Genomic DNA, 19,883 nt, shown 5'->3' on the forward strand with positions numbered 1-19,883 from the left:
TTAATTATATTGTGTCAAATATTTAAACGCCTTTTTGTGATAAATGTCACACAAATGGGTGCTTTTAACGGTAAAATTCAAATGATTTGTGACAAAAATCACAATTTACCTTAAAAAAAGCAAAAAAAATAAGACGGTTTGACCGTCTTGAGGTTGTTCACTGCTCTATAACAATCTTGACTCATAAAGGCATTGGTTAGGTAATGGAAATACCCTTCTTCAGCGATTTGAGATCGCCATTCGAATTAAGCAATTGTGGTAGCATCTTCGTGCTGCGAACCATTGGAGAGTCACATAGACGGCAAGAAGGCGCATGTTCAAATGCGAAATTATCCCTCATCCATCCGTTGCATCCATCATTGGTACACGCCCAAATCGCGGTATTTTCTTCCGGTATTTCTTCCAAAGGTTTCTTCCGGTAGTTCATTGCCGTTCCTCCCATCCTGTAAGTCAATAGTGACTAACTAGATATAAAAAGACCGTCCCAACTTTCACAAGCTGGGACGGTTTCTTCTATTATTACAGTTTTACAACGTTTTCGGCTTGTGGTCCACGGTTGCCTTGAACAACGTTGAATTCAACGCGTTGGCCTTCGTCCAAAGTTTTGAAGCCGTCGCCAGTGATTGCGCTGAAGTGAACGAATACGTCGCTTCCGCCTTCAACTTCGATAAATCCGAATCCTTTTTCTGCGTTGAACCATTTAACTGTACCTGTTTGCATGTGTGTTACCTCCACAAATTTAAATTAATATGTTCTTTTTATCTTCAAACAAAGAAAAAATTCACACATTGAAAAAGGTTGTATTACCAAATATAACAGCCCTTTTCAATGCGAAAATTAGGGACTAAATGTATGATTGATATCATATTACCACACCTGATTAGCAAAGGCAAGCAAGCATCCGTATATATCCGGTTCTACCCTAATAAGTATTACCTTCCAATGTAAGGGTTGCCAGTCCGCCCAAAATTCATTAAATCAGCTTATAATTGCCATATTTATCAAAACTTTAGAAGAAACAGATCCCCGATAGCGATACAAAGTATCGCTATTTCAGGAAGGTCTACCTTCACATCTGAAGGGGTAGTCCGTCTACTTGTCATTACTGCTATATCATTATATGCCGACTTCCAGCATATTATTCCTCTGGTTTTTCAAGAAGTTTAACCGTCGTCTGATTTACTTTACCATTTCGGTAATAAGTAATCTTCAGGTCCTCACCAATCTTCGTCTGATTATATAAATATTTGCGAAGGGAAAGCGTGGATGTAATAGGTTCATCATTAAATTTCGTAATTACATCATTGAACTGCAATCCGGCTTCCATTGCAGGCCCAACAGCATCCAGAACGACTACCCCATCCTTAACATTGTTCGGTAGGTTCAGTTCCTTGCGTTGGTCCTCTGCGAGAGGAATGTAAGGGTTGTTTAAATCTACGGAATATACACCTAAGTAGGAACGAGCAATACGGCCTTTTTCAACCAGCTCATTAGCAGTATCAATCACATAATTAGCTGGAATAGCAAATCCCAGACCCTCTACACCTGCATCGGAGATTTTCATCGTGTTAATACCGATGACTTTACCCTCCAGATCAACAAGCGCACCGCCGCTATTGCCTTCATTAATCGCCGCATCGGTCTGAATAACCTCTTGCTCCCAATCATATACCCCGTCCTGATTCAAGGATACGGGAACCTTACGTTCAGTATAGCTGACAATCCCCGAAGTCAATGTGTCTCCAAGTCCTAACGGGTTACCGATGGCAATGACCGTTTCACCTAGGCGAAGCTTGGAGGAATCCCCGAGCTGTGCAATCGTATTGATGCCCTTGGCGTCAATAGAAAGAACTGCGATGTCACTCACTTTATCCGTTCCAACAAGTGTAGCTTTACGTGTCTCACCATCCACAGTTACAACCTCAAGATTGCCGGAGTCTTCGATGACATGGTTATTAGTAATGATAAATGCTTTATTATCTACTTTTTTATAAATCACTCCAGAGCCTAGTGCTGACTCATCCAGAATGTTCAATTCTTTATTATCTTCCTTATGATTGATTATACTTACTACTGCAGGACGCACCGTAGCAGCAGCTTGAATGATACGGTCAAACGGATCACTGCTTGGGGCAACCTCCCCAGTTGTTACTACTGACTTTGGGGCAGCTTCGTGACTCATTTGTCCAGTAAGCACACTGAACAAAAACACTGCCACCACAGCACTAATTAAGGAGCAGACGGCGGATATTTGCCAAGTGGATAAGCCCTTACGCGATCTTCGCACAGAATGCTTGCGGTTAGCAAATGATCCCTTTGATGCTTCATCCCCTCTGGACCGTGATACTTTAGTTGAATAGAAATCGTCATCAAACAATCCCACCGTAAATCTCCCCCTTCTATTGCCAACCGTTCACAGTATCTAAAACCTGAACCTCTAGCAATCACGTTCCAAGCATAAACCTCTGCATTCTTTAGACTCCAACAGTCACTAAAAAGTTTCACTTTATCCATTAACCCCACAATAGTTTCAGTTAATCGAAAGAATATTAGAATCTTTCAATATATCTTCTCTACTAGGAATATTTTGTAACTTAAAAGACTACAATAATAGAAACGTTCCATAAATTTAGGGTTTGCTTATCACGTCTATAATTGTATCACAGGCAACCCTCAATTCGTGATTTTCCTGAGGTAAAAAGCCTGCGAATTTTTTACAACTCTAGTTCTATTTTCACTACATAAGGAGGTAAAATTATGAGTTCTTTTTCCACAAGTATGGATCTGGTCGAATTTATCGGTAAGCTTGGTGATTTGAAGGATGAACACTACCATATGACCCTTGCCTTCAGTGCTATGATCGAATTAATGATCGATAAAGGCCTGATCTCTCGCCAAGAATTAGAACGAAAAACTGCCGAGCTTGATCAGCTTATGACAACTGGCTCAACTTATCCCATGGCGTAGGTTGATCATAATACGTATCGCAAAGCTTAAACTCACTATCTTTGAAGAAACAGCCCCGATCCTCCATTGCGCAACGTACCGACATTTTAGCCAGATCCATCATATTATGATCCCGGCTTAAATGCGCTAAATAGGTACGCTTGGTCCGTCCTGTGAGTATTTCACTAAGTGCTGCTCCGGCAGCTTCATTAGAAAGGTGACCCATATCACCAAGTATGCGTCGTTTCGTATTCCACGGGTAACGTCCCATCCTCAGCATTTCAATATCATGATTCGCTTCCAGTACCAATACGTCCGCATCTGAAATCGCATCTCTTACCTTGTCGCTAACATACCCCAGGTCTGTAGCTACACACAGCTTTTCTTTTCCATCATAAAAGTTGTAACCCACCGGTTCCGCCGCATCATGAGAAATCGCAAACGATTCTACTCGCAGACTGCCAAAATCCCTATGCTGTCCCGACTCCATAATGATTCGGTTGTAGTCCGGTATTTTTCCAATGCCTTTCTCAATAGCTCCCCAGGTATTAGTGTTCGCATAAATCGGAAGATCGTATTTACGGGCCATTGCCCCGAGTCCCTTGATATGATCGGAATGTTCGTGTGTGACTAGGATCCCGTCTATATCATTACCCGTTAGCTCGCGCATGGCCAACAGCTCATCGATCCGCTTGGCACTTAAACCCGCGTCAATCAAAAGTGTTGTCTCCCCGTTCCGTACCACCGTTACATTTCCGGTAGAACCACTGGACAGTACTGTAAATGAAATCCCCATTTTCCTTACTCCTTCTAATCTGTTGTCTTCGGACTGATGATATCCGCACTTATAGCATCTACATAATAGGCATTGCCGTTCTCCAGCATGAACCGCCACATCGGCGACGCTACCTGACTTTCGGAGTTGAACAGCTCACCGTAATACCCCAACTCAATCTCCTTCACTACGGAGTCTGCCGGAAAATATTTTTCAATCAAACTGCTAAGCGCTTGCGATGCCGGCAGTACCTTCTGTTCCTTATCGCTACTGCTTGCCCCTATTTCAATCTTCGGCGAGCGGAAAGCTACAATCTTCTGATCACTATTAATCAACTCTAATCTAACTCGGAATAGCGACCACTGATTCTGAACTAGCGGGTGAAGAACGAACTTTCCAACTTCACTTTCTTGAGAATCGAAGCGATAATTTGCAATGTCCGGAATTTGACTCTCCAGCGCCTTGCTAAGGTCGGTGAATGAAGAGTAGATCAGCTTACTGTCTATAGGAACATCTAATTTAATGGGTGGTTCATTCTGCTCTTCAGCAGAATATCGATAAGTTATATTAGGAAGCTGCGGGGTAGAAGCCGGAATGGGACACAACACACGAATCCCTTTCTGCTCCATGACCGCCTGGGTTTCTTCGGACAGGGAAGTGAAATCGAGATTGGCACTAACCTGATCGCGCAAATCAATCCACAGCTGATAACATAGCAGCAGATTTAGACCTAAAAAGGCGCAAATTAGTACATTTTTGGCTCTTCCCCAATCCATACCCTTACCTCCTAAATGTTATATGAACGACTTGTACATTAATTTAATGTAAGAACGCTGCCGTCAATAAGCGTAACCTTCCAGACTGGAAGCAGTTGCAGCTTCTCTTCTTTCACTACAGGTACATACGCAGGCGTCAAATCCTTCACTGCCGAAGTTTTGCTGACCACAGACAATTGATTCTCTAGCTCCACGCCTCCAGATAGCTCTACGATTTTCTTCTCTGCTTTACTCTCATCAATATAGATTAACGAGCGTTCATAAGAGGATACGGTACCTTGCTGCAATTCCAGATTAATTACACCATACTGCAGCTGCGAATTACTCATGATCGGATAGGAGCCATACGGATAGGAGCCATAATATTGTTGAAAAGAGACCTTTCTCTCCTGTCTCCCTTCCTCGGTAGCTTCAAGACGATAGGTTCCGTTCCATCCACCATATTCGTTCACAAATTCTACAGCTTCAAGCGCATCCTTGGCAGGTGTACTATCTCCGGCTGGAAGTGCGGCAGGATCGCTATAGCTCATCCAATTCCGTTCCTTATCGACCTGAAGACTCCGTTTGCTATCCGTATAAATCTCCGAGCCATTTTTCTCGCGAATATATCTAGTGCTTCCAACATCGAAGAAAAGATTGTTCTGCATTTGTTCTATGGTATACATGCCTGAAGGCATCTCAACCTGAACCAGAGAAATCTTGCTGTCAGGCACATAATAATCACCGTCTACTGACTTGTAAGGCGTCCAGTTCTTGCCGAAATCCACATGCTGCTGCACATCTTGCACGGTTAAATCCGCTTTTGCCGCTTCATATATAATGTCGCCTCTCGTACTGAAGAAAATGGCATGCGCTTTGGAGTCATTCTTAATGTTATAGATCCAAATACGATCGATGCTTTCTCCTTCAAATAGGGAATCAGGTGACAGCTGCATAACCCGCTGCAGTAACGTTACCGGAATGCCGGATCCGAACGAAAGCTCAATCCCCGGATTCTCATTGCGAATCTTATCCCAGTCATAATCCTGTACCGAGTGCCGCTGGAAGCTTTCAAATCCACGCCCTTTTAACCGATTCATAATCAAGCTATAGAACGTTGAGTCTGGATAAAAAAGCGTATGCTTGTTATCACCCATATGGATGATCATTTTGTCAGGGTACAACAGGTTCTCAACCTTTTCTTTCGTTCCCATATTGTCTGTCTTCACATATAGATTCTCGGAGAGTACCGCAGAGTCTGCACCAGGCAAGCGATAAATCAAATAATAACTCTCAACAAGGCTTCCCAGCACGAGCAAGGCTAGAATCCATGACTTCAATCTCTCCTTCATGCCTCACTCCCCCTTTGCTCATTCAGAGGTAGTGTAAAGGTTACCTTAGAGCCTTCATTTAGCTCGGATTGCAGGGAAATCGAACCTCCATGTGCTTTCACAATTTCCCGGGCAATGGAAAGACCAAGTCCGGTGCCTCCCATATTCCGTGAACGCGCCTTATCCACCCGATAAAAGCGCTCGAAGATCCGCTCGATATCTTTCTTTGGAATACCAATCCCGGAGTCACGTACAGAAATGGAGAGCATTCCATCCTCATTCTTCAAGGCTTCCAATTCAATCGTACCGCCTTCTGGCGTATATTTTAGCGCATTCGAAACTAAATTCCCTAGCACTTGATCGATTTGATCCCGATCCAGCCATGCTGTGCTGACATCCCTACGGACCCTTGTACTAATATCGATACGCTTCTGCCGAATCTGAAAAGAAAAACGGTCTGCTACATCCTCCAGCATCTCAGTAATATCCGTCTGCTGAATTCTGAGAAGTGCCTCTTTGGAATCCAGGCGTGAAAGATGTAGTAGATCCGTAACCAGACGAATCATACGCTCGGTTTCGTTACGAATAACCCCAACGAATCGAACCGCTAACTGCGGATCCTCAAGTGCCCCATCATCGAGTGCCTCCACATAGCTCTTAATCGTTGTAAGTGGTGTTCTTAGCTCATGCGAAACGTTCGCGACGAACTCTCGGCGTGATTCCTCCAGGTTCTCTTGCTCCGTGACATCCTGCAGCACAGCAATGGTACCAGCAATCCCACCTTCACGGCGATGAATCGGAGTAAACGTCACTCTCACGATATTAGAATCTCCTCCACCCATATGTGTCAGATGAAGCATTGCGGATTGAGCATTTCCTTTAGCCAAAGAACCACTCTGCTCATAGTCAAGACCTAGCAATTTATCCAGTGGAGCACCTTCCGGCAAGGGACCTTCTGTTCCCAGCATAAGTGCTGCCCGAAGGTTCATAAGAATGACTACACCATTCTCATCCGTGGCTACCACACCATCACTCATATTCGTCAGAATGGAGGTGAGCTTCTCCTTCTCTTCTTCATTCTGCGAGAGCGCCTCACGCAATCTGCCGGTCATATAATTGAATGCCTGACTGAGTTGTCCAATCTCATCGTTGCCGAGTACGGGCATTTTTCGATTGAACCGACCCTCAGCAACAGCTGTTGCATGCCTAGTCATTTCTTTAATCGGCTGCGTAATGGTGTGTGCAAGAATAACACATAGGACAACTGTCAGTCCCAAGGCTAACAGCAAACCAGAGATGAATACACTGTTGATCCTGCCCATGGTCGCATATAAATCTTTCATGTCAGCAGCAATATAGATTGCCCCAACTACTTTGTCACCGGAGAGCACCGGCTTGGCAACAACTTTTTTACGCACATTATCATCAGCAATAATATATTCTTCATTATCGCTGATCCCCTGCAAGGCACGATTCACTACGGTCTGAGTGTTGCGCTGTCCCACATAGTCATTCTGCGAGGGCACGGAAGTGGTGATGATTTTGCCGCTGGCATCAAGCACTTGAATCTCGGCCCCATTAATGTAAAGATTATTGACCATGCCACGCAGACTTTCTACAGCCGTTTCCTCGTCTGCCGTTCCAGCCTCACTGCCAAATTTATCAGCAGTCAGGATGGACAGCATCTCAGCACGTGCTTTAAGATCCTTCGTGAAATTATCCGTTAACGAGTTCTTCATCGAGCTGACAAAATAGACTCCGATCAACTGCATAGCTATCAGAATCAGCAGCACATAAATAATAATAAGCTTGGCCTGAATTGTCCGGAAAAAGGACCACCACTTCATCACAGTCCTCCGCTTTTAGGGCTATGCATTAAATAGCCGAGTCCGCGCCGAGTATAAATATATTCCGGCTTGCTGGGATTCTCCTCAATTTTCTCTCTTAGACGACGGATCGTCACATCTACGGTCCGCACATCACCGAAATACTCGAATCCCCACACAGCCTGCAGTAAATGCTCCCGGGTCATCACCTTACCCGCATGTTTGATCATATAGTAGAGCAATTCATATTCACGATGCGTCAAATCAAGCGGTTCCCCGCCTTTATATACCAAATACATATCTGTATCAATAAACAGATCAAAATGATAAATGCCCTGCTTGTTCTCTGCAGGCTCATTCGTCACTCCCGTTGGTGACGGTTTGTGCTGTCTCCGCATTTGGGCTTTAACTCTGGCGAGCAGCTCACGTGTACTAAAAGGTTTAGTCACATAGTCATCCGCACCAAGCTCTAGTCCAAGCACCTTATCAATCTCTCCGTCTTTGGCAGTAAGCATAATAATAGGAATGTCCAAGTGCGCAGAACGAACCTCACGACAAACATCCATCCCGTCCTTACCAGGCAGCATAAGATCAAGCAGCATAAGATCAGGCTTTCTGGACAATGCCAGTTCCACTGCACTGTTACCATCAAAAGCACAAATAACCTCGTAGCCTTCTTTTTCTAGATTAAACTTCAATATATCAGCAATAGGCTGTTCATCGTCTACTACCAGAATCGTTCCCATCTGCATGTCTCAGCTTCACCTTCCTATCCCTACTTAAAGATCATTCCTTTATTTTAACATACCTGTCTTACCGTCACATCCTACGAAATAAGGAATCGGTTTCCCCAGCAAAAACAAACAGCTATATCGTCATTCCTATATCAAAAAAAATAAAAACCGCTCGAGTTTAATCGAGCAGTTGAGGTTAACGTATGAATTATTGCAAATACTTCATTGGATTTACTGCAGTGCCATTCTTCCGAATCTCAAAATGCAGATGTGTTCCCGTTGAACGTCCAGTGTTGCCCATTACGCCAATCTTGGCGCCTTGTTCTAAGCGCTGTCCCGTAGAGACTGAGATACTATTTAAGTGACCGTAATAAGTATCGTATCCGTTACGGTGATCCACGATAACCACATTTCCATATCCACTCTTCACACCTGCAAAAATTACAGTTCCGGCATCAGAGGCTTTAATGGTCCGGTTGCCAGATACCATATCTATCCCCTTGTGGGCACGGCTCCAGCGCTCACCGAAACTACTAGTAAGGGTGGCTCCGCTTACTGGCCAACTGAACATGCCTGTTCCTTCACCAACTACCTTCGTCCCCCGGTAAACCACTTCAGGAAGTGAAGATTTTATAACGGTCTGACCCAACCACTCTTCTTGTACGACCATTCCATTTTTCTTCGTTAAACGATACTGCATTTCTTTAAGACCCGTTTGTCCTGGACGAACGACCTTACTTTTGCCTGCCGGTAACTGGTCGCTTTTACGTATAATCACTTCAGGCTCAGTAACCACTTGCTCTGACACCTGCTCCAGAGTAACAACAGTAACATCTGGCTGTGGTACCTTCAGCTTCAAGGTATCTCCAATCTTCAACGTTAGCTCTTTCACATCGGGGTTGTTACTATAAATCTCTTTTTGTGTAATTTCAAACCGTTTAGCAATCCCCGAGATCGTATCGCCCTCTTGAACGGTATAGAGAAGTGGCGCTTCCTTACCCTCGGTAAGTGTCTTGACCGCTTCCTCCACACCCAACACTTTATTAGGATCAGTCTTCACAGGAACAATAGAGACCTGTTCACTGATCTTGACTGACTCCACTTGTTTGGCCGGTTTTGCTTTCGCAGCACTTGAACTTGAGGCCGCTGTTCTTGTGAGCTTACTAGCAGTTGCTACTTCAGTTTGCGGAACATAATGATTCTTTACCCCTTCAAGTACCGCATTTGCGGTCTCTTGATCCTTAACAATGCCAACGGCCTTGCCATCTACCATTAATTGTACACCCACGGCGTAGGCCTTGAGCATACCATCCAATTTATTAAGCGTTACTTCACTATCAACTTCCGGCTTGTACGTTTTCTCCTGTTTAATTGTAATGCCTTCTGTCTGAAGCACCATCGTTCTATCAGGATACTTGTCCTGATATTCCTGTTGCTTCTTATCGTACAGCTGATTAAGCTGAGCTTGATCGTTAAGCTTCCCGATCTCCTTACCCTTCACCAACACTTGATAGTAGGTTTCAGTATTAGCTGCTACATACTTTTTCTCTGCACCAATCAACACAGTGGTTAGAAGGACTAGTCCAACAGCTCCCATAATCCAAGAGCGCCGAAATCTACGAGTACCTTTTTCTTGATGAAAGTGCATGGAGTCGTGATCGAAATTGTGGCTCTGCTGAACATCTGCTCCGAATTCTGCTGTGTCACTATCCTGCAGTTTCCCCATCCGGCGCATGAACTTAAATCCCTTCATCAAACTCTCCCTTTCAGTCCGCCCTGTCATCAGAGACGAGCGGCCAAGCTAGTTATACGATCTCGAGTATATAGATTACGACCATGAATATTTCTATTTATCCTAGTTCTAAATTCCTGCTTCTAATGGACCCTCCAAAAGGTTACAATTGGTTACAAAAATTTAACCCTTTGATATCCTTGTCTAATGTACCACAGCTGAGCGGAAAATTTCAACTTTGTACATATAAAAAAACCCACGAAATACGCGGGTTTTTTGCGCAAATATGCAATTTTATCCTTTTTCTTGTGTCTATAAATTGACAATTTCTATTGTTACTGTACAGTTGCTGTAGTTGGTGTAAGCATTTTCATTATACTCTCGTATTCATCGGGATCAACATATTTGGCAATGACTTGTTGCAGCTCCTTAACCTCATCCTCCGTTAGGCCATCCTCCATCGCCGTGGAGATTTTCTGCATCTCGTTCTGCGGTAGTTTAGACATCAAGATATTGAATATATTTACCTTCTCCGCCGAAGGAAGATTATCTTTTAAGTCACCTATTGCCTCAGGTGTCATTACCAATTTCCGGTCCTCTGAATTTCCACTCTGGCTTTCGTTAGTAGAAGACTCGTTTGAGGCTTGGCCCATAACCGGTAAAGCATCCTCGGGTGCTTTCTCCTCCACCGGCTCTCCTTTATCTTTTGCAGGTGTATCCTTACTGTTATCTTTATCCTTGTTTACCGTACTGCCTGTTGTCGTCGCTTCTTTATTCGCTTTATTGGAGTCTGATTGGCTATCCATGCCAATAATACTCTTGACCATCCCACCTAAACCTGGGCCTGGACTATCCACTTTAATATCGAAGCTCGCCAGCACCGACTGAATATAAGCATTTACAACTACGCCCGTTGTTAGAATTGAAAGTGTACTTGCGAGTACTACAATTAGACATACTCCTAGTACACGCTTTACAATCTTCATCTTCGTCTCTCCTCTCACCTATGTTCAAGTATTTCCATGTTTTTCTATACCCCCCAGTATTGACTAGAACCGGCTTCGGGAAACATAGGCATAAAAGTAAACATAAAAAAGAGACCTCTCGCGAGGCCTCCTATAAATAACTATGTTGTTTAGATATAAATTGGCGTTACTTGATTCGTCTGCTCACGGTTACGGCCTACTGAGAAGATGGCGATCGGAATCCCTGTAAGCTCAGATACACGCTCAACATATCTGCGTGTATTTGCTGGGAGATCGTCCAATGTCTTTGCAGAAGTGATATCTTCGCTCCAACCTGGAAGCTCCTCATATACCGCTTCACACTCTGCTAGCATCTTAAGGCTAGCTGGGTAATGCGTGATTACTTCACCACGGTATTTGTAGCCTGTGCAGATCTTCACAGTCTCAAGTCCGCTCAGTACATCCAGCGAGTTAAGAGATAAGCCTGTGATTCCACTTACACGACGAGCGTGACTTACAACAACACTGTCGAACCAACCTACACGGCGAGCACGTCCTGTAACTGTGCCATATTCATGACCTGTTTCACGGATGTAATCACCAGTTGCATCATTCAGTTCTGTAGGGAACGGGCCATCTCCAACACGAGTAGTGTAGGCTTTAGCAACCCCGATAACCTGTTTAATCTTGGAAGGTCCAACACCAGAACCTATGCATACGCCACCTGCAGATGGATTAGAAGAAGTTACAAATGGATAAGTACCTTGATCGATATCAAGCATTACCCCTTGTGCACCTTCAAACAATACTTTGCGGTCTGCATCAATGGCTTCATTAAGAATGACCGACGTGTCAGTTACATAATTACGTAGCACTTCCGCATATTCCAGGTACTGAGTCAGAATCTCTTCAACGTCAAGAGCTTCCGCGCCATATACTTGAGTAATCACTTGGTTCTTCTCTTCCATCAAGTGACGAAGTCTTAATTCGAATTCCTCAGCGTCCATCAGGTCAGCAATGCGGATACCGTTACGTGCAGCCTTATCCATGTAACATGGACCGATACCTTTGCGTGTTGTACCAATCTTGTTCGGACCCTTACGGTCTTCTTCCAGAGCATCTAGTACCATGTGATAAGGCATAATAACATGAGCCCTGTCGCTGATCACTAAGTTCTTAGTGTCAAAACCATTCTCATGAATATAATTAATTTCTTGGATCAAGGCAGCCGGGTTAATAACCATCCCGTTACCAATTACACAAGTCTTTTCTTTATAAAATACACCAGAAGGGATCAAGCTGAGCTTAAACTTCTCACCGTCAATCAGAATCGTGTGACCGGCATTATTGCCCCCTTGATAACGGGCGACCACATCTGCACTTTCCGCTAGAAAGTCAGTGATTTTCCCTTTACCTTCGTCTCCCCATTGTGTTCCCACGACGACTACCGTTGACATGTTCATTCCTCCGTAGGTGCTAGCCAGCACCATTAATTTTCATAATATGGGCCCTGTACGTCATTCTTATGTACGTAGCCCTCCGGACTCCAAGCGGATTTACCCACTAAAGGACAATACTCAGTGTAACAGCCGTTTTTTTCAAAGTCAAATAAAACGAACGATTACACGAGGAAATGTGCAATCGTTCGGATATCATACAGGACAGGTTAACCAGCAAATGGTTCTGCATGTGCTCGCTCGTAGTTAACGAACTTGTTAAAGTTTTTGAGAAAGACAAGCTCTACTGTCCCTACGGGACCATTACGCTGTTTGGCTATAATAATTTCAATAATATTCTTCTTTTCGGTGTCCTGATTATAATAGTCATCACGATACAGGAACGCAACAATGTCGGCATCCTGCTCGATAGAACCGGATTCACGCAAGTCACTCATCATCGGTCGTTTGTCCTGACGTTGTTCCACACCCCGGCTAAGCTGCGACAAGGCGATAACCGGCACGTCCAATTCACGGGCAATCTGCTTCAGTGTACGGGATATATCCGATACTTCCTGCTGACGGTTCTCCCCGCCTTTACCGCGGCCCTGAATGAGCTGCAAGTAGTCAATGACGATCATCCCCAGGCCCTTTTCCTTCTTGAGCCTGCGGCATTTCGCACGAATATCCGTTACCGTAATCCCTGCTGTATCATCGATATAAATCTCCGCCTCCGATAGGGACTGAATGCCCATAGTCAGCTTCGACCAATCATCATCACTCTTGAAGTCACCGGTACGCATAGTATTCGCATCCAGATTAGCTTCGGCACAAATCATCCGCTGTACTAGCTGCGGCGCAGACATTTCCAGACTAAATATGGCAACAGTCTCTTTTGCACGCACTGCCACATTCTGAGCAATATTTAGCGCGAATGCTGTCTTACCTACAGAAGGACGGGCTGCAACAATGATCAAATCATTGCGCTGGAATCCATTAGTCATATGGTCTAAATCGACAAATCCCGTTGGAATACCTGACATGCCGCCCTTATCCTTATTCTGATGAAGTAGTTCAACCTTATCGAATACTTCCATCAAAACATCGCGGATTGCGATAAATCCACTACCGCTGCGCCGGTTAGAGATTTCAAGAATTCGCCGTTCTGCATCACTGAGCATATCGGCTACATCTTCGCCACCCGTATAACCCTCGCTCACGATCTGCGTCGCTGTACGAATCAAACGCCGCAGCATAGCCTTTTCTTCAATAATCTGCGCGTAGTATTCTACGTTAGCTGCAGTAGGCACAGCATGTGCAAGCTTAGCTAAGTAGCTGACACCACCAATATCTTCAAGCTCTCCCTTGTCCTGCAGTCTAGAGGTAAGCGTAACAAGATCAATCGGCTGGCTCTCTTCTCCGAGCTGCACCATCGCCTCAAAAATCATTTGATGCGCTTTATCGTAGAAGTCTTCGGTATTCACCCGCTCCATTGCAGTAATGAGCGCTTCATCCTGCAACAGAACAGCACCAATTACCGCTTGCTCCGCCTCAAGATTCTGCGGGGGAACCCGATCGAAAAAGAGATCTCCACCCATGTTACTCCTCCGTTACCTGAACCTTAAGGGTAGCCTTTACTTCAGTGTGTAGTTTTATACTTACTTGAAACACTCCCAAATGGCGAATCGGTTCTCCTAGCTCAATCTTGCGCTTATCGATGGAAATGCTTTGAGTGGAAGCTAGCGTCTCAGCAATTTGTTTGCTCGTGATTGCGCCGAATAGACGGCCGCCTTCACCTGCTTTTGCTTTCATAGTAAGGGTAAGCTCATCTATCTTCTTGCCCAGTTGCTGAGCTTCTTCTTTTTCGTTATCTTTACGGCGTTGTTCAGCAGCTGCTTGATTCTCAAGCGTCTTCACATTGCCTTCCGTTGCCGGACGAACTAATCCTCGTGGTAATAGGAAGTTCGAAGCATAACCTTCGGATACCTCTTTAACCTGACCTTTTTTACCTTGACCCTTAACATCTTTTATGAAAATGACCTTCATTCGAATAAACCCTCTTTCGATTCGATTTCAGCCAGCACCTGCAGCAGTCTGGCTTCTGCTTCTTTACATGTTCCTTCTAGCTGTACCGCGGCGTTCGATAGATGCCCACCGCCACCCATTTTTTCCATCACGACCTGAACATTCATACGCCCAAGTGATCGGGCACTAATACTTATCAGGCCGTCTGGTCGCTCGCTAATGACAAATGAAGCGACTACATTCGTCATCCCAAGTAATGTATCCGCAGTCTGAGCGATAAGTAGCTGTGGAATCTTCATACCTGGTGCCGTAACGACCAATGCGATTTGATCATAAATCATACGCGCATGTTTGATAATTTCGGCTTTTGAAATATACTCCTGTAAATCCTCCTTCAACATACGCTGAATAAGAACGGTATCCGCACCATTTCGGCGCAGAAACCCTGCAGCTTCAAATGTACGTGAGCCTGTATGCAGTGCAAAGTGCTTCGTATCTACAGTAATTCCTGCTAAAAGCATTGTAGCATCCAATGGACTAATCTTTACCTTCTCATGGATATATTGAAGCAACTCTGTCACCAGCTCACAGGTTGATGAAGCATAAGGCTCTAAATAAACAAGTACAGCATCGTTGATGAACTCTTCACCTCTACGGTGATGATCCACCACCACAATTCTACTCGCATATTGCACAAGCCGCGGTTCCATTGTCATAGACGCCTTATGGGTGTCCACAACAATAAGCAGTGTATGCTCCGTCATCACTTGTAAAGACTGCTCCGTTGTGATGAATGACTTAAACAATTCATCATCTTTCCGAATCTGCTCCATCATGTTCGTTATGGAAGGATTAGGAGTCTCCATCACAATGCTAGCCTCTACATTATACATCTGTGCGGCTCTCAAAAGGCCAATCGCAGCACCAACAGCATCGATATCTGGTGTCCGGTGGCCGAGGATCAGCACACGGTCACTCTCCTGCATCAAATCACGCAGCGCATGCGCAATGACTCGTGCCCGCACTCGTGTACGCTTCTCCGCGGCATTACTCTTTCCACCGTAGAAAGACAACCTCTGGCCTGCTTTTACAGCTGCCTGATCTCCGCCTCGGCCGAGCGCCATATCCAAACTGGATTGTGCTAGAGCGCCTAGCTCACTTGCAGAGTCCGCTCCAAATGCCATACCAATACTTAGTGTCATTGGCACTTTAAGATCGGCCGTCATTTCCCTAATCTCATCGAGAATAACGAATCGACTTTCTTCCAGTGCTTGCAGACTACGATGATTAAGTAGCATTAGATAACGCTCAGACGACAGGCGACGCAGGTAAACATCAAACTGTTTACTCCATTCGGTGATCTCACTCGCTACCTTAGCGATCAGAGAAGTACGCTGTTGATCATCCATTCCTTGAGCAGATTCATCTAGATTATCCATCATCACTATGCCGATCGCCAGCTTCTCATCCTCATAACGTTCACGTAGAACCACAAGCTCAGTGATGTCATACATGTAAAGAATACGTTCACTTGGAATAATAACGGCTTGATAATATCGTTCATCCACAGTGAGCTCAAGGCGAGTGTCGTGCAATACGCCTTCTTTGTGAACATCCCGTTTTCCCGATACATTTGTCGTAAAAAAAGACTGCATATCCGGCAGCAATTCCTGTAGCGGTTCCCCAACTAAAGACTTGCGCGCAAAAACATCACCAGCGTAGCGGTTATTCCATTCTACTGTTCGATCTTCGCTAAACAGAATGATTCCGAGGGGCAGCATACTAACTGCTTCTCCCTCCACTCGCTTAATACGAAAAGTTAATCCATTAATATATTCCACCAGATTACGGCGGAACGAAATCTCCGTCTTCAGCATATAGAAGCATAATGTACCTGCCAGAAACAGGCTAACGACCCCAAGAGCCCAGTTATAAATACTAACAATTATAATAAGGGCCAACAGTAGCATGAACGCCCATACGGTATGATATCCGTGCCAGCGTCTTTGCAGAAATTTAGGCATGAACTCTCACCCTATCGTTTCGATTTCGTCACATACTCCCGCAGTGGGAAAGCAAGGTCAATAATCCCGATAATGCGTAGCGGCGGCAGCAAAATGACCGGTATTGCTAGCAGAATGGCAACCATCTTGTTCCATTTGCGTTCATGCGCCAGGAAGAAGAAAAATCCAATCGCCTGAATCATAAAGCCAATTCGTAGCAACGGTAGCAGATTGGCAGAAATCATAAGGATGTAATTATTCTCTGATCCTGAGAAGAAGAGCTGAAGAACCACACCAATCAAGTAATACCAAATAAATGATCTCGAAAGTCTCCACTCACGAGCAGGCTTCATCTTAGGCACTGCGTAATTCATACTGTTCAGAATCGGACGAACAATAGAATGCGTAATAACAGCTATCACGAAAGAGCTTACGATTAGAGTCATTGGGATCATTTGAACCGTCATATGACTTAGCTTGTTTACATCCTCAGTCGTAAATCCAAGATCAGTAAACAGTGGATTAGCGGTACCAAGATCAGACAGAGGCGAGTTTACCATCTGCAGTACATCGTTCACATAGCTAGACAGATCGAAATTAAATAACGCCGTACCGAGTAATAAGAGTAACAGGAACTCTCCAAGAATTGTAACCGTACCTGCAATCACGGTAGATATTGCTGAGGCATGTCTTTTATACCAACGTCCCATAACCAGAGCAGGTATTAAGAAATACGCCGCGATTAGCACATAAATAGGTGTAATCAGACCAACAATCAGCAACACCGGCAATACGTGTAGAACGAATTGTTTGGTGTTCAGCGTAGTGAATAACACTACTGCCGGAACAATCATAAATAGGGTAGTGATGATGAGCAGTGGAGTCATTAAGCTAAGCAGCAAAAGTAAGTATGCTACGCTCCAAGCCACAGATGACCAGCGAAATTTCAACAGTATTCACCTCTTACGCATATGTTCTTCTAAAGCAGATATATCCTGATACCATTCTTCCAGTTGATGCCCTTCCTGCTTATGCTTTTTGAGCTTCTCGAGTAGCAAGTCATCTAATTGACGATAGGGAATCCCTAGTCTGCGGCCCAAAATATAAGAGCTCATAATCAAACTAGCGAGGCTGTCGCCCACACGGGTAGTACTGCCTTCCCATAACGCTTTAAATAACCGTGAAACTTGGTCAATCACTTCTGTTTTTAACCATTCAATTACCTTGGCGCGTTTAGCGACATCCAGATCCTTCGGCACATTGGACACGTCTCTCTACCTCCGGCAAAAAGCTTTATTCTCCATTATAGCATAAAAAATTCCGTGTCACACAAGGGCGCCCCGCGTACCTTAAGTATGCTTCATCCAGGGATGAACTAGTACTTCTTACATTTTAAAAAAAGACCTGCTTTCCGTTATCGCCGGAAATACAGGCCTTGTTCCGATTGCTTCTATTCCCGCGAATAAATTGGGCTATAATGACTCCTGTGATTGTTTTGATACAAATTTCTCGCAATATTCTATGACTTGACTCCGGCGAACGATGCCAATAAACCGGTTCATATCATCGACTACAGGAACAAAGTTCTGTACCTTAGCCAAATTAATCAGATCTTCCATATCCGCATCAATCGAGACAGGTCTGTTATTCATCCTCAACGGCAAATCTTTAAGTAAGAATTTTGAAGCGTTCTCGAAAGTAACCTTGCCCTCGGATTCCTTCATGTACCAGAGCAGATCACCCTCTGTAACCGTACCAGCATATTCTCCATTTCGGTTCAGAATAGGGACAGCAGTATAACGGTGATACTCCATCCTCTCCAACGTTTGGCGTAGCGTTGAATCGATCGTTACGCAAGCGACTTCCTGTTTCGGAAGTAAAAAAAATGCAATATTCATCTCTTGATCCTCCTCAAAGAGTTCCGAAGGAATTACGGTTCTTTAACTTCCTTTTACTGCCATGCAAAATTATTAATACGTGGCAGCTTAATAATAGTTCCAATACATTATAGCATGAAGACAGTAAGCAGCAGCCATAAGAATGTGAATGGCTGCTGCAATTAATTATATGAGTTTGAATTCCACTTTAGAATTATTGCGTAACTGCTGTTGATTTAGGCTCCAGTGCATTACTTGCTTTTCCAGGCTCAATTAGTTGATCTACAGGTGTTCCTGCACTCATCCAGTTGTCAATCATCGCCTTAGCTTCGCTCAGATCTTCTTCATCAACGATATCGTAATAAACACCATCCATACGTTTACCTTCACCCATAACTGTGAAGCTTGAGATATCCATGCCTTTTCCGCCCATGAATTTCTTGGCCAGACTAATGATCATTGAAGGCTCTATATCGGTCTTGAAATTATCTCCCATGATATCCAGCAACTTCGGAATATTACCAATTTGGCTGATCGATAACATTTTATTAGCTACAACATCAATAAAAACTTGTTGACGCTTGGTGCGGTTAAAGTCACTATCCTCACGATAACGTGTATAGTTCAGCGCTTCTTGCCCGTTATAAAGCGACTTTCCAGCTTCAATTGTAAACTTTTCATGATCCTTACCTTTGTTCACAATGTCTTTCTTAATCGGCAGCGGAACGCCTCCAATAGCATCTACCGCATCCTTGAGTCCTTGGAAATTAATTGTGGCATAATATTGGATATCATGACCGAGCAGCGCTTCTAGGGAATCCTTGGCCATCTGTTGCCCCCCGAAAGCATAGGCATGTGTAATCTTATCCTTTTTATTATCCTTATGACCTATTATTTCCGTATACGTATCACGCGGAATAGAAATAAGCAGGATCTTATAGTCCTCTGGGCGAACAACAGCGTACATCATGGTATCTGAACGTGCCGTTTCATTATCGCGTTGATCGGTACCTAAGAGCATAATTGAGAACGGATCGCTCGTGTACACAACCGGTTCTGGCTTAACCTTGTTATCATCCTTAAGGGGTTGGTAAGATTCTTCCTTTAGCTTAGTTTCAACCCGATCAGATAAAAAGAGGTCGAAAGCTAATACAGCCAGGGAATTACGAAACAGGAATCCTCCCGCTATAATAACAACAAGAACAATGAGGGCGATATATCTTTTCTTTATTTTTTTCATCTTTGATTCCTTCTTTATTGTAGAATAATTGCTTGCCATATATATAATGCTTCCTGAATCTTTATCAGGCAGTCATGACTTTATTTCTCACGGCGATCGGCTGTCCCTTATTCCAATATTCTATTGTCCCCCCTTTCAGGAAATTCAGGTCATTCAAAATTATAGAAAAAAAGTTTTGGCGGTTCTAAGATAATGTGGACTAAAACAATATTTCTATTGTAATCACTAAACGGATAAA

Annotated in this window: 19 protein-coding genes; 1 reads left to right on the plus strand and 18 read right to left on the minus strand. The window is 44.1% G+C overall.

Translation table 11 applies throughout. The features are described 5' to 3' along the window. Positions 1-196 precede the first annotated feature (196 nt). The 3 genes from UQ64_RS26030 to UQ64_RS26040 all read right to left on the minus strand — a co-directional run bounded on the left by UQ64_RS26030 (position 197) and on the right by UQ64_RS26040 (position 2,383). The gene (locus UQ64_RS26030; protein WP_042131698.1) at positions 197-427 is read right to left on the minus strand and encodes a cold-shock protein; all 231 of its coding nucleotides are present in this window, start codon (positions 425-427) and stop codon (positions 197-199) included. Positions 428-519: 92 nt separating this feature from the next. Continuing rightward, the gene (locus UQ64_RS26035; RefSeq protein WP_019914582.1) at positions 520-720 is read right to left on the minus strand and encodes a cold-shock protein; all 201 of its coding nucleotides are present in this window, start codon (positions 718-720) and stop codon (positions 520-522) included. Between the two features lie 418 nt (positions 721-1,138). Further along, positions 1,139-2,383, minus strand: a complete 1,245-nt coding sequence (locus tag UQ64_RS26040; RefSeq protein WP_060626277.1) for a S1C family serine protease — start codon at positions 2,381-2,383, stop codon at positions 1,139-1,141. Positions 2,384-2,757: 374 nt separating this feature from the next. Here UQ64_RS26040 and UQ64_RS26045 point away from each other — a divergent pair, with 374 nt between their 5' ends. Beyond that, positions 2,758-2,967 (plus strand): hypothetical protein, encoded by a 210-nt coding sequence (locus tag UQ64_RS26045; protein ID WP_060626279.1) that lies wholly within the window; start codon positions 2,758-2,760, stop codon positions 2,965-2,967. On the opposite strand, the gene UQ64_RS26050 is transcribed toward UQ64_RS26045, so the two are convergent. The 15 genes from UQ64_RS26050 to UQ64_RS26120 all read right to left on the minus strand — a co-directional run bounded on the left by UQ64_RS26050 (position 2,933) and on the right by UQ64_RS26120 (position 19,645). After that, positions 2,933-3,742 (minus strand): MBL fold metallo-hydrolase, encoded by an 810-nt coding sequence (locus UQ64_RS26050; protein WP_060626281.1) that lies wholly within the window; start codon positions 3,740-3,742, stop codon positions 2,933-2,935. The genes UQ64_RS26045 and UQ64_RS26050 overlap by 35 nt on opposite strands. A 14-nt stretch (positions 3,743-3,756) precedes the next feature. Then, positions 3,757-4,497: a two-component system regulatory protein YycI gene (gene yycI, locus UQ64_RS26055; protein ID WP_042193029.1), complete on the minus strand. Its 741-nt coding sequence runs from the start codon at positions 4,495-4,497 to the stop codon at positions 3,757-3,759. 38 nt (positions 4,498-4,535) lie between these two features. Then, positions 4,536-5,828, minus strand: coding sequence for a YycH family regulatory protein (locus UQ64_RS26060; protein WP_060626283.1), 1,293 nt, complete (start codon positions 5,826-5,828; stop codon positions 4,536-4,538). Then, entirely contained in the window at positions 5,825-7,654 is a 1,830-nt protein-coding gene (gene walK, locus UQ64_RS26065; RefSeq protein ID WP_060626285.1) for a cell wall metabolism sensor histidine kinase WalK, read from the minus strand. The genes UQ64_RS26060 and walK overlap by 4 nt, the downstream gene beginning before the upstream one ends. Continuing rightward, on the minus strand, positions 7,654-8,385 hold the full coding sequence (gene yycF, locus UQ64_RS26070) for a response regulator YycF (protein WP_060626287.1): 732 nt from the start codon (positions 8,383-8,385) through the stop codon (positions 7,654-7,656). Before yycF ends, walK begins: the two co-directional genes overlap by 1 nt. Before the next feature lie 190 nt (positions 8,386-8,575). Beyond that, complete coding sequence (locus tag UQ64_RS26075) at positions 8,576-10,120, minus strand: M23 family metallopeptidase (RefSeq protein WP_060626288.1); 1,545 nt, start codon at positions 10,118-10,120, stop codon at positions 8,576-8,578. Positions 10,121-10,434: 314 nt separating this feature from the next. After that, complete coding sequence (locus UQ64_RS26080; RefSeq protein ID WP_060626290.1) at positions 10,435-11,085, minus strand: hypothetical protein; 651 nt, start codon at positions 11,083-11,085, stop codon at positions 10,435-10,437. Between the two features lie 149 nt (positions 11,086-11,234). Further along, a complete protein-coding gene (locus UQ64_RS26085; protein ID WP_060626292.1) occupies positions 11,235-12,521 on the minus strand; it encodes an adenylosuccinate synthase in 1,287 nt (428 codons plus the stop codon). Between the two features lie 209 nt (positions 12,522-12,730). Then, complete coding sequence (dnaB, locus tag UQ64_RS26090) at positions 12,731-14,098, minus strand: replicative DNA helicase (protein ID WP_042131710.1); 1,368 nt, start codon at positions 14,096-14,098, stop codon at positions 12,731-12,733. 1 nt (position 14,099) lies between these two features. Further along, positions 14,100-14,546 (minus strand): 50S ribosomal protein L9, encoded by a 447-nt coding sequence (rplI, locus tag UQ64_RS26095; RefSeq protein ID WP_042193036.1) that lies wholly within the window; start codon positions 14,544-14,546, stop codon positions 14,100-14,102. Further along, positions 14,543-16,549, minus strand: a complete 2,007-nt coding sequence (locus UQ64_RS26100; RefSeq protein ID WP_060626294.1) for a DHH family phosphoesterase — start codon at positions 16,547-16,549, stop codon at positions 14,543-14,545. The genes rplI and UQ64_RS26100 overlap by 4 nt, the downstream gene beginning before the upstream one ends. Positions 16,550-16,560: 11 nt before the next feature. Continuing rightward, positions 16,561-17,478 carry a DUF2232 domain-containing protein gene (locus tag UQ64_RS26105; RefSeq protein WP_060626296.1) on the minus strand — a complete coding sequence of 306 codons (918 nt, stop codon included), beginning with the start codon at positions 17,476-17,478 and terminating at the stop codon, positions 16,561-16,563. Between the two features lie 6 nt (positions 17,479-17,484). Continuing rightward, the gene (locus UQ64_RS26110; RefSeq protein WP_209445886.1) at positions 17,485-17,787 is read right to left on the minus strand and encodes a MazG-like family protein; all 303 of its coding nucleotides are present in this window, start codon (positions 17,785-17,787) and stop codon (positions 17,485-17,487) included. Between the two features lie 213 nt (positions 17,788-18,000). After that, positions 18,001-18,426 carry a CBS domain-containing protein gene (locus UQ64_RS26115; RefSeq protein WP_042193039.1) on the minus strand — a complete coding sequence of 142 codons (426 nt, stop codon included), beginning with the start codon at positions 18,424-18,426 and terminating at the stop codon, positions 18,001-18,003. 193 nt (positions 18,427-18,619) lie between these two features. Beyond that, entirely contained in the window at positions 18,620-19,645 is a 1,026-nt protein-coding gene (locus UQ64_RS26120) for an LCP family protein (RefSeq protein WP_060626394.1), read from the minus strand. Positions 19,646-19,883: the final 238 nt, after the last annotated feature.

The sequence above is a fragment of the Paenibacillus etheri genome, assembly GCF_001012825.1.
In the GTDB taxonomy this organism is placed as follows: domain Bacteria; phylum Bacillota; class Bacilli; order Paenibacillales; family Paenibacillaceae; genus Paenibacillus_AQ; species Paenibacillus_AQ etheri.

Coding starts and splice junctions, on each gene's coding strand:
- UQ64_RS26030 (WP_042131698.1), bottom strand. CDS start 427: ATGAACTACCGGAAGAAACCTTTGGAAGAAATACCGGAAGAAAATACC.
- UQ64_RS26035 (WP_019914582.1), bottom strand. CDS start 720: ATGCAAACAGGTACAGTTAAATGGTTCAACGCAGAAAAAGGATTCGGA.
- UQ64_RS26045 (WP_060626279.1), top strand. CDS start 2,758: ATGAGTTCTTTTTCCACAAGTATGGATCTGGTCGAATTTATCGGTAAG.
- UQ64_RS26050 (WP_060626281.1), bottom strand. CDS start 3,742: ATGGGGATTTCATTTACAGTACTGTCCAGTGGTTCTACCGGAAATGTA.
- yycI (WP_042193029.1), bottom strand. CDS start 4,497: ATGGATTGGGGAAGAGCCAAAAATGTACTAATTTGCGCCTTTTTAGGT.
- UQ64_RS26060 (WP_060626283.1), bottom strand. CDS start 5,828: ATGAAGGAGAGATTGAAGTCATGGATTCTAGCCTTGCTCGTGCTGGGA.
- walK (WP_060626285.1), bottom strand. CDS start 7,654: ATGAAGTGGTGGTCCTTTTTCCGGACAATTCAGGCCAAGCTTATTATT.
- yycF (WP_060626287.1), bottom strand. CDS start 8,385: ATGCAGATGGGAACGATTCTGGTAGTAGACGATGAACAGCCTATTGCT.
- UQ64_RS26075 (WP_060626288.1), bottom strand. CDS start 10,120: ATGAAGGGATTTAAGTTCATGCGCCGGATGGGGAAACTGCAGGATAGT.
- UQ64_RS26080 (WP_060626290.1), bottom strand. CDS start 11,085: ATGAAGATTGTAAAGCGTGTACTAGGAGTATGTCTAATTGTAGTACTC.
- UQ64_RS26085 (WP_060626292.1), bottom strand. CDS start 12,521: ATGTCAACGGTAGTCGTCGTGGGAACACAATGGGGAGACGAAGGTAAA.
- dnaB (WP_042131710.1), bottom strand. CDS start 14,098: ATGGGTGGAGATCTCTTTTTCGATCGGGTTCCCCCGCAGAATCTTGAG.
- rplI (WP_042193036.1), bottom strand. CDS start 14,546: ATGAAGGTCATTTTCATAAAAGATGTTAAGGGTCAAGGTAAAAAAGGT.
- UQ64_RS26100 (WP_060626294.1), bottom strand. CDS start 16,549: ATGCCTAAATTTCTGCAAAGACGCTGGCACGGATATCATACCGTATGG.
- UQ64_RS26115 (WP_042193039.1), bottom strand. CDS start 18,426: ATGAATATTGCATTTTTTTTACTTCCGAAACAGGAAGTCGCTTGCGTA.
- UQ64_RS26120 (WP_060626394.1), bottom strand. CDS start 19,645: ATGAAAAAAATAAAGAAAAGATATATCGCCCTCATTGTTCTTGTTGTT.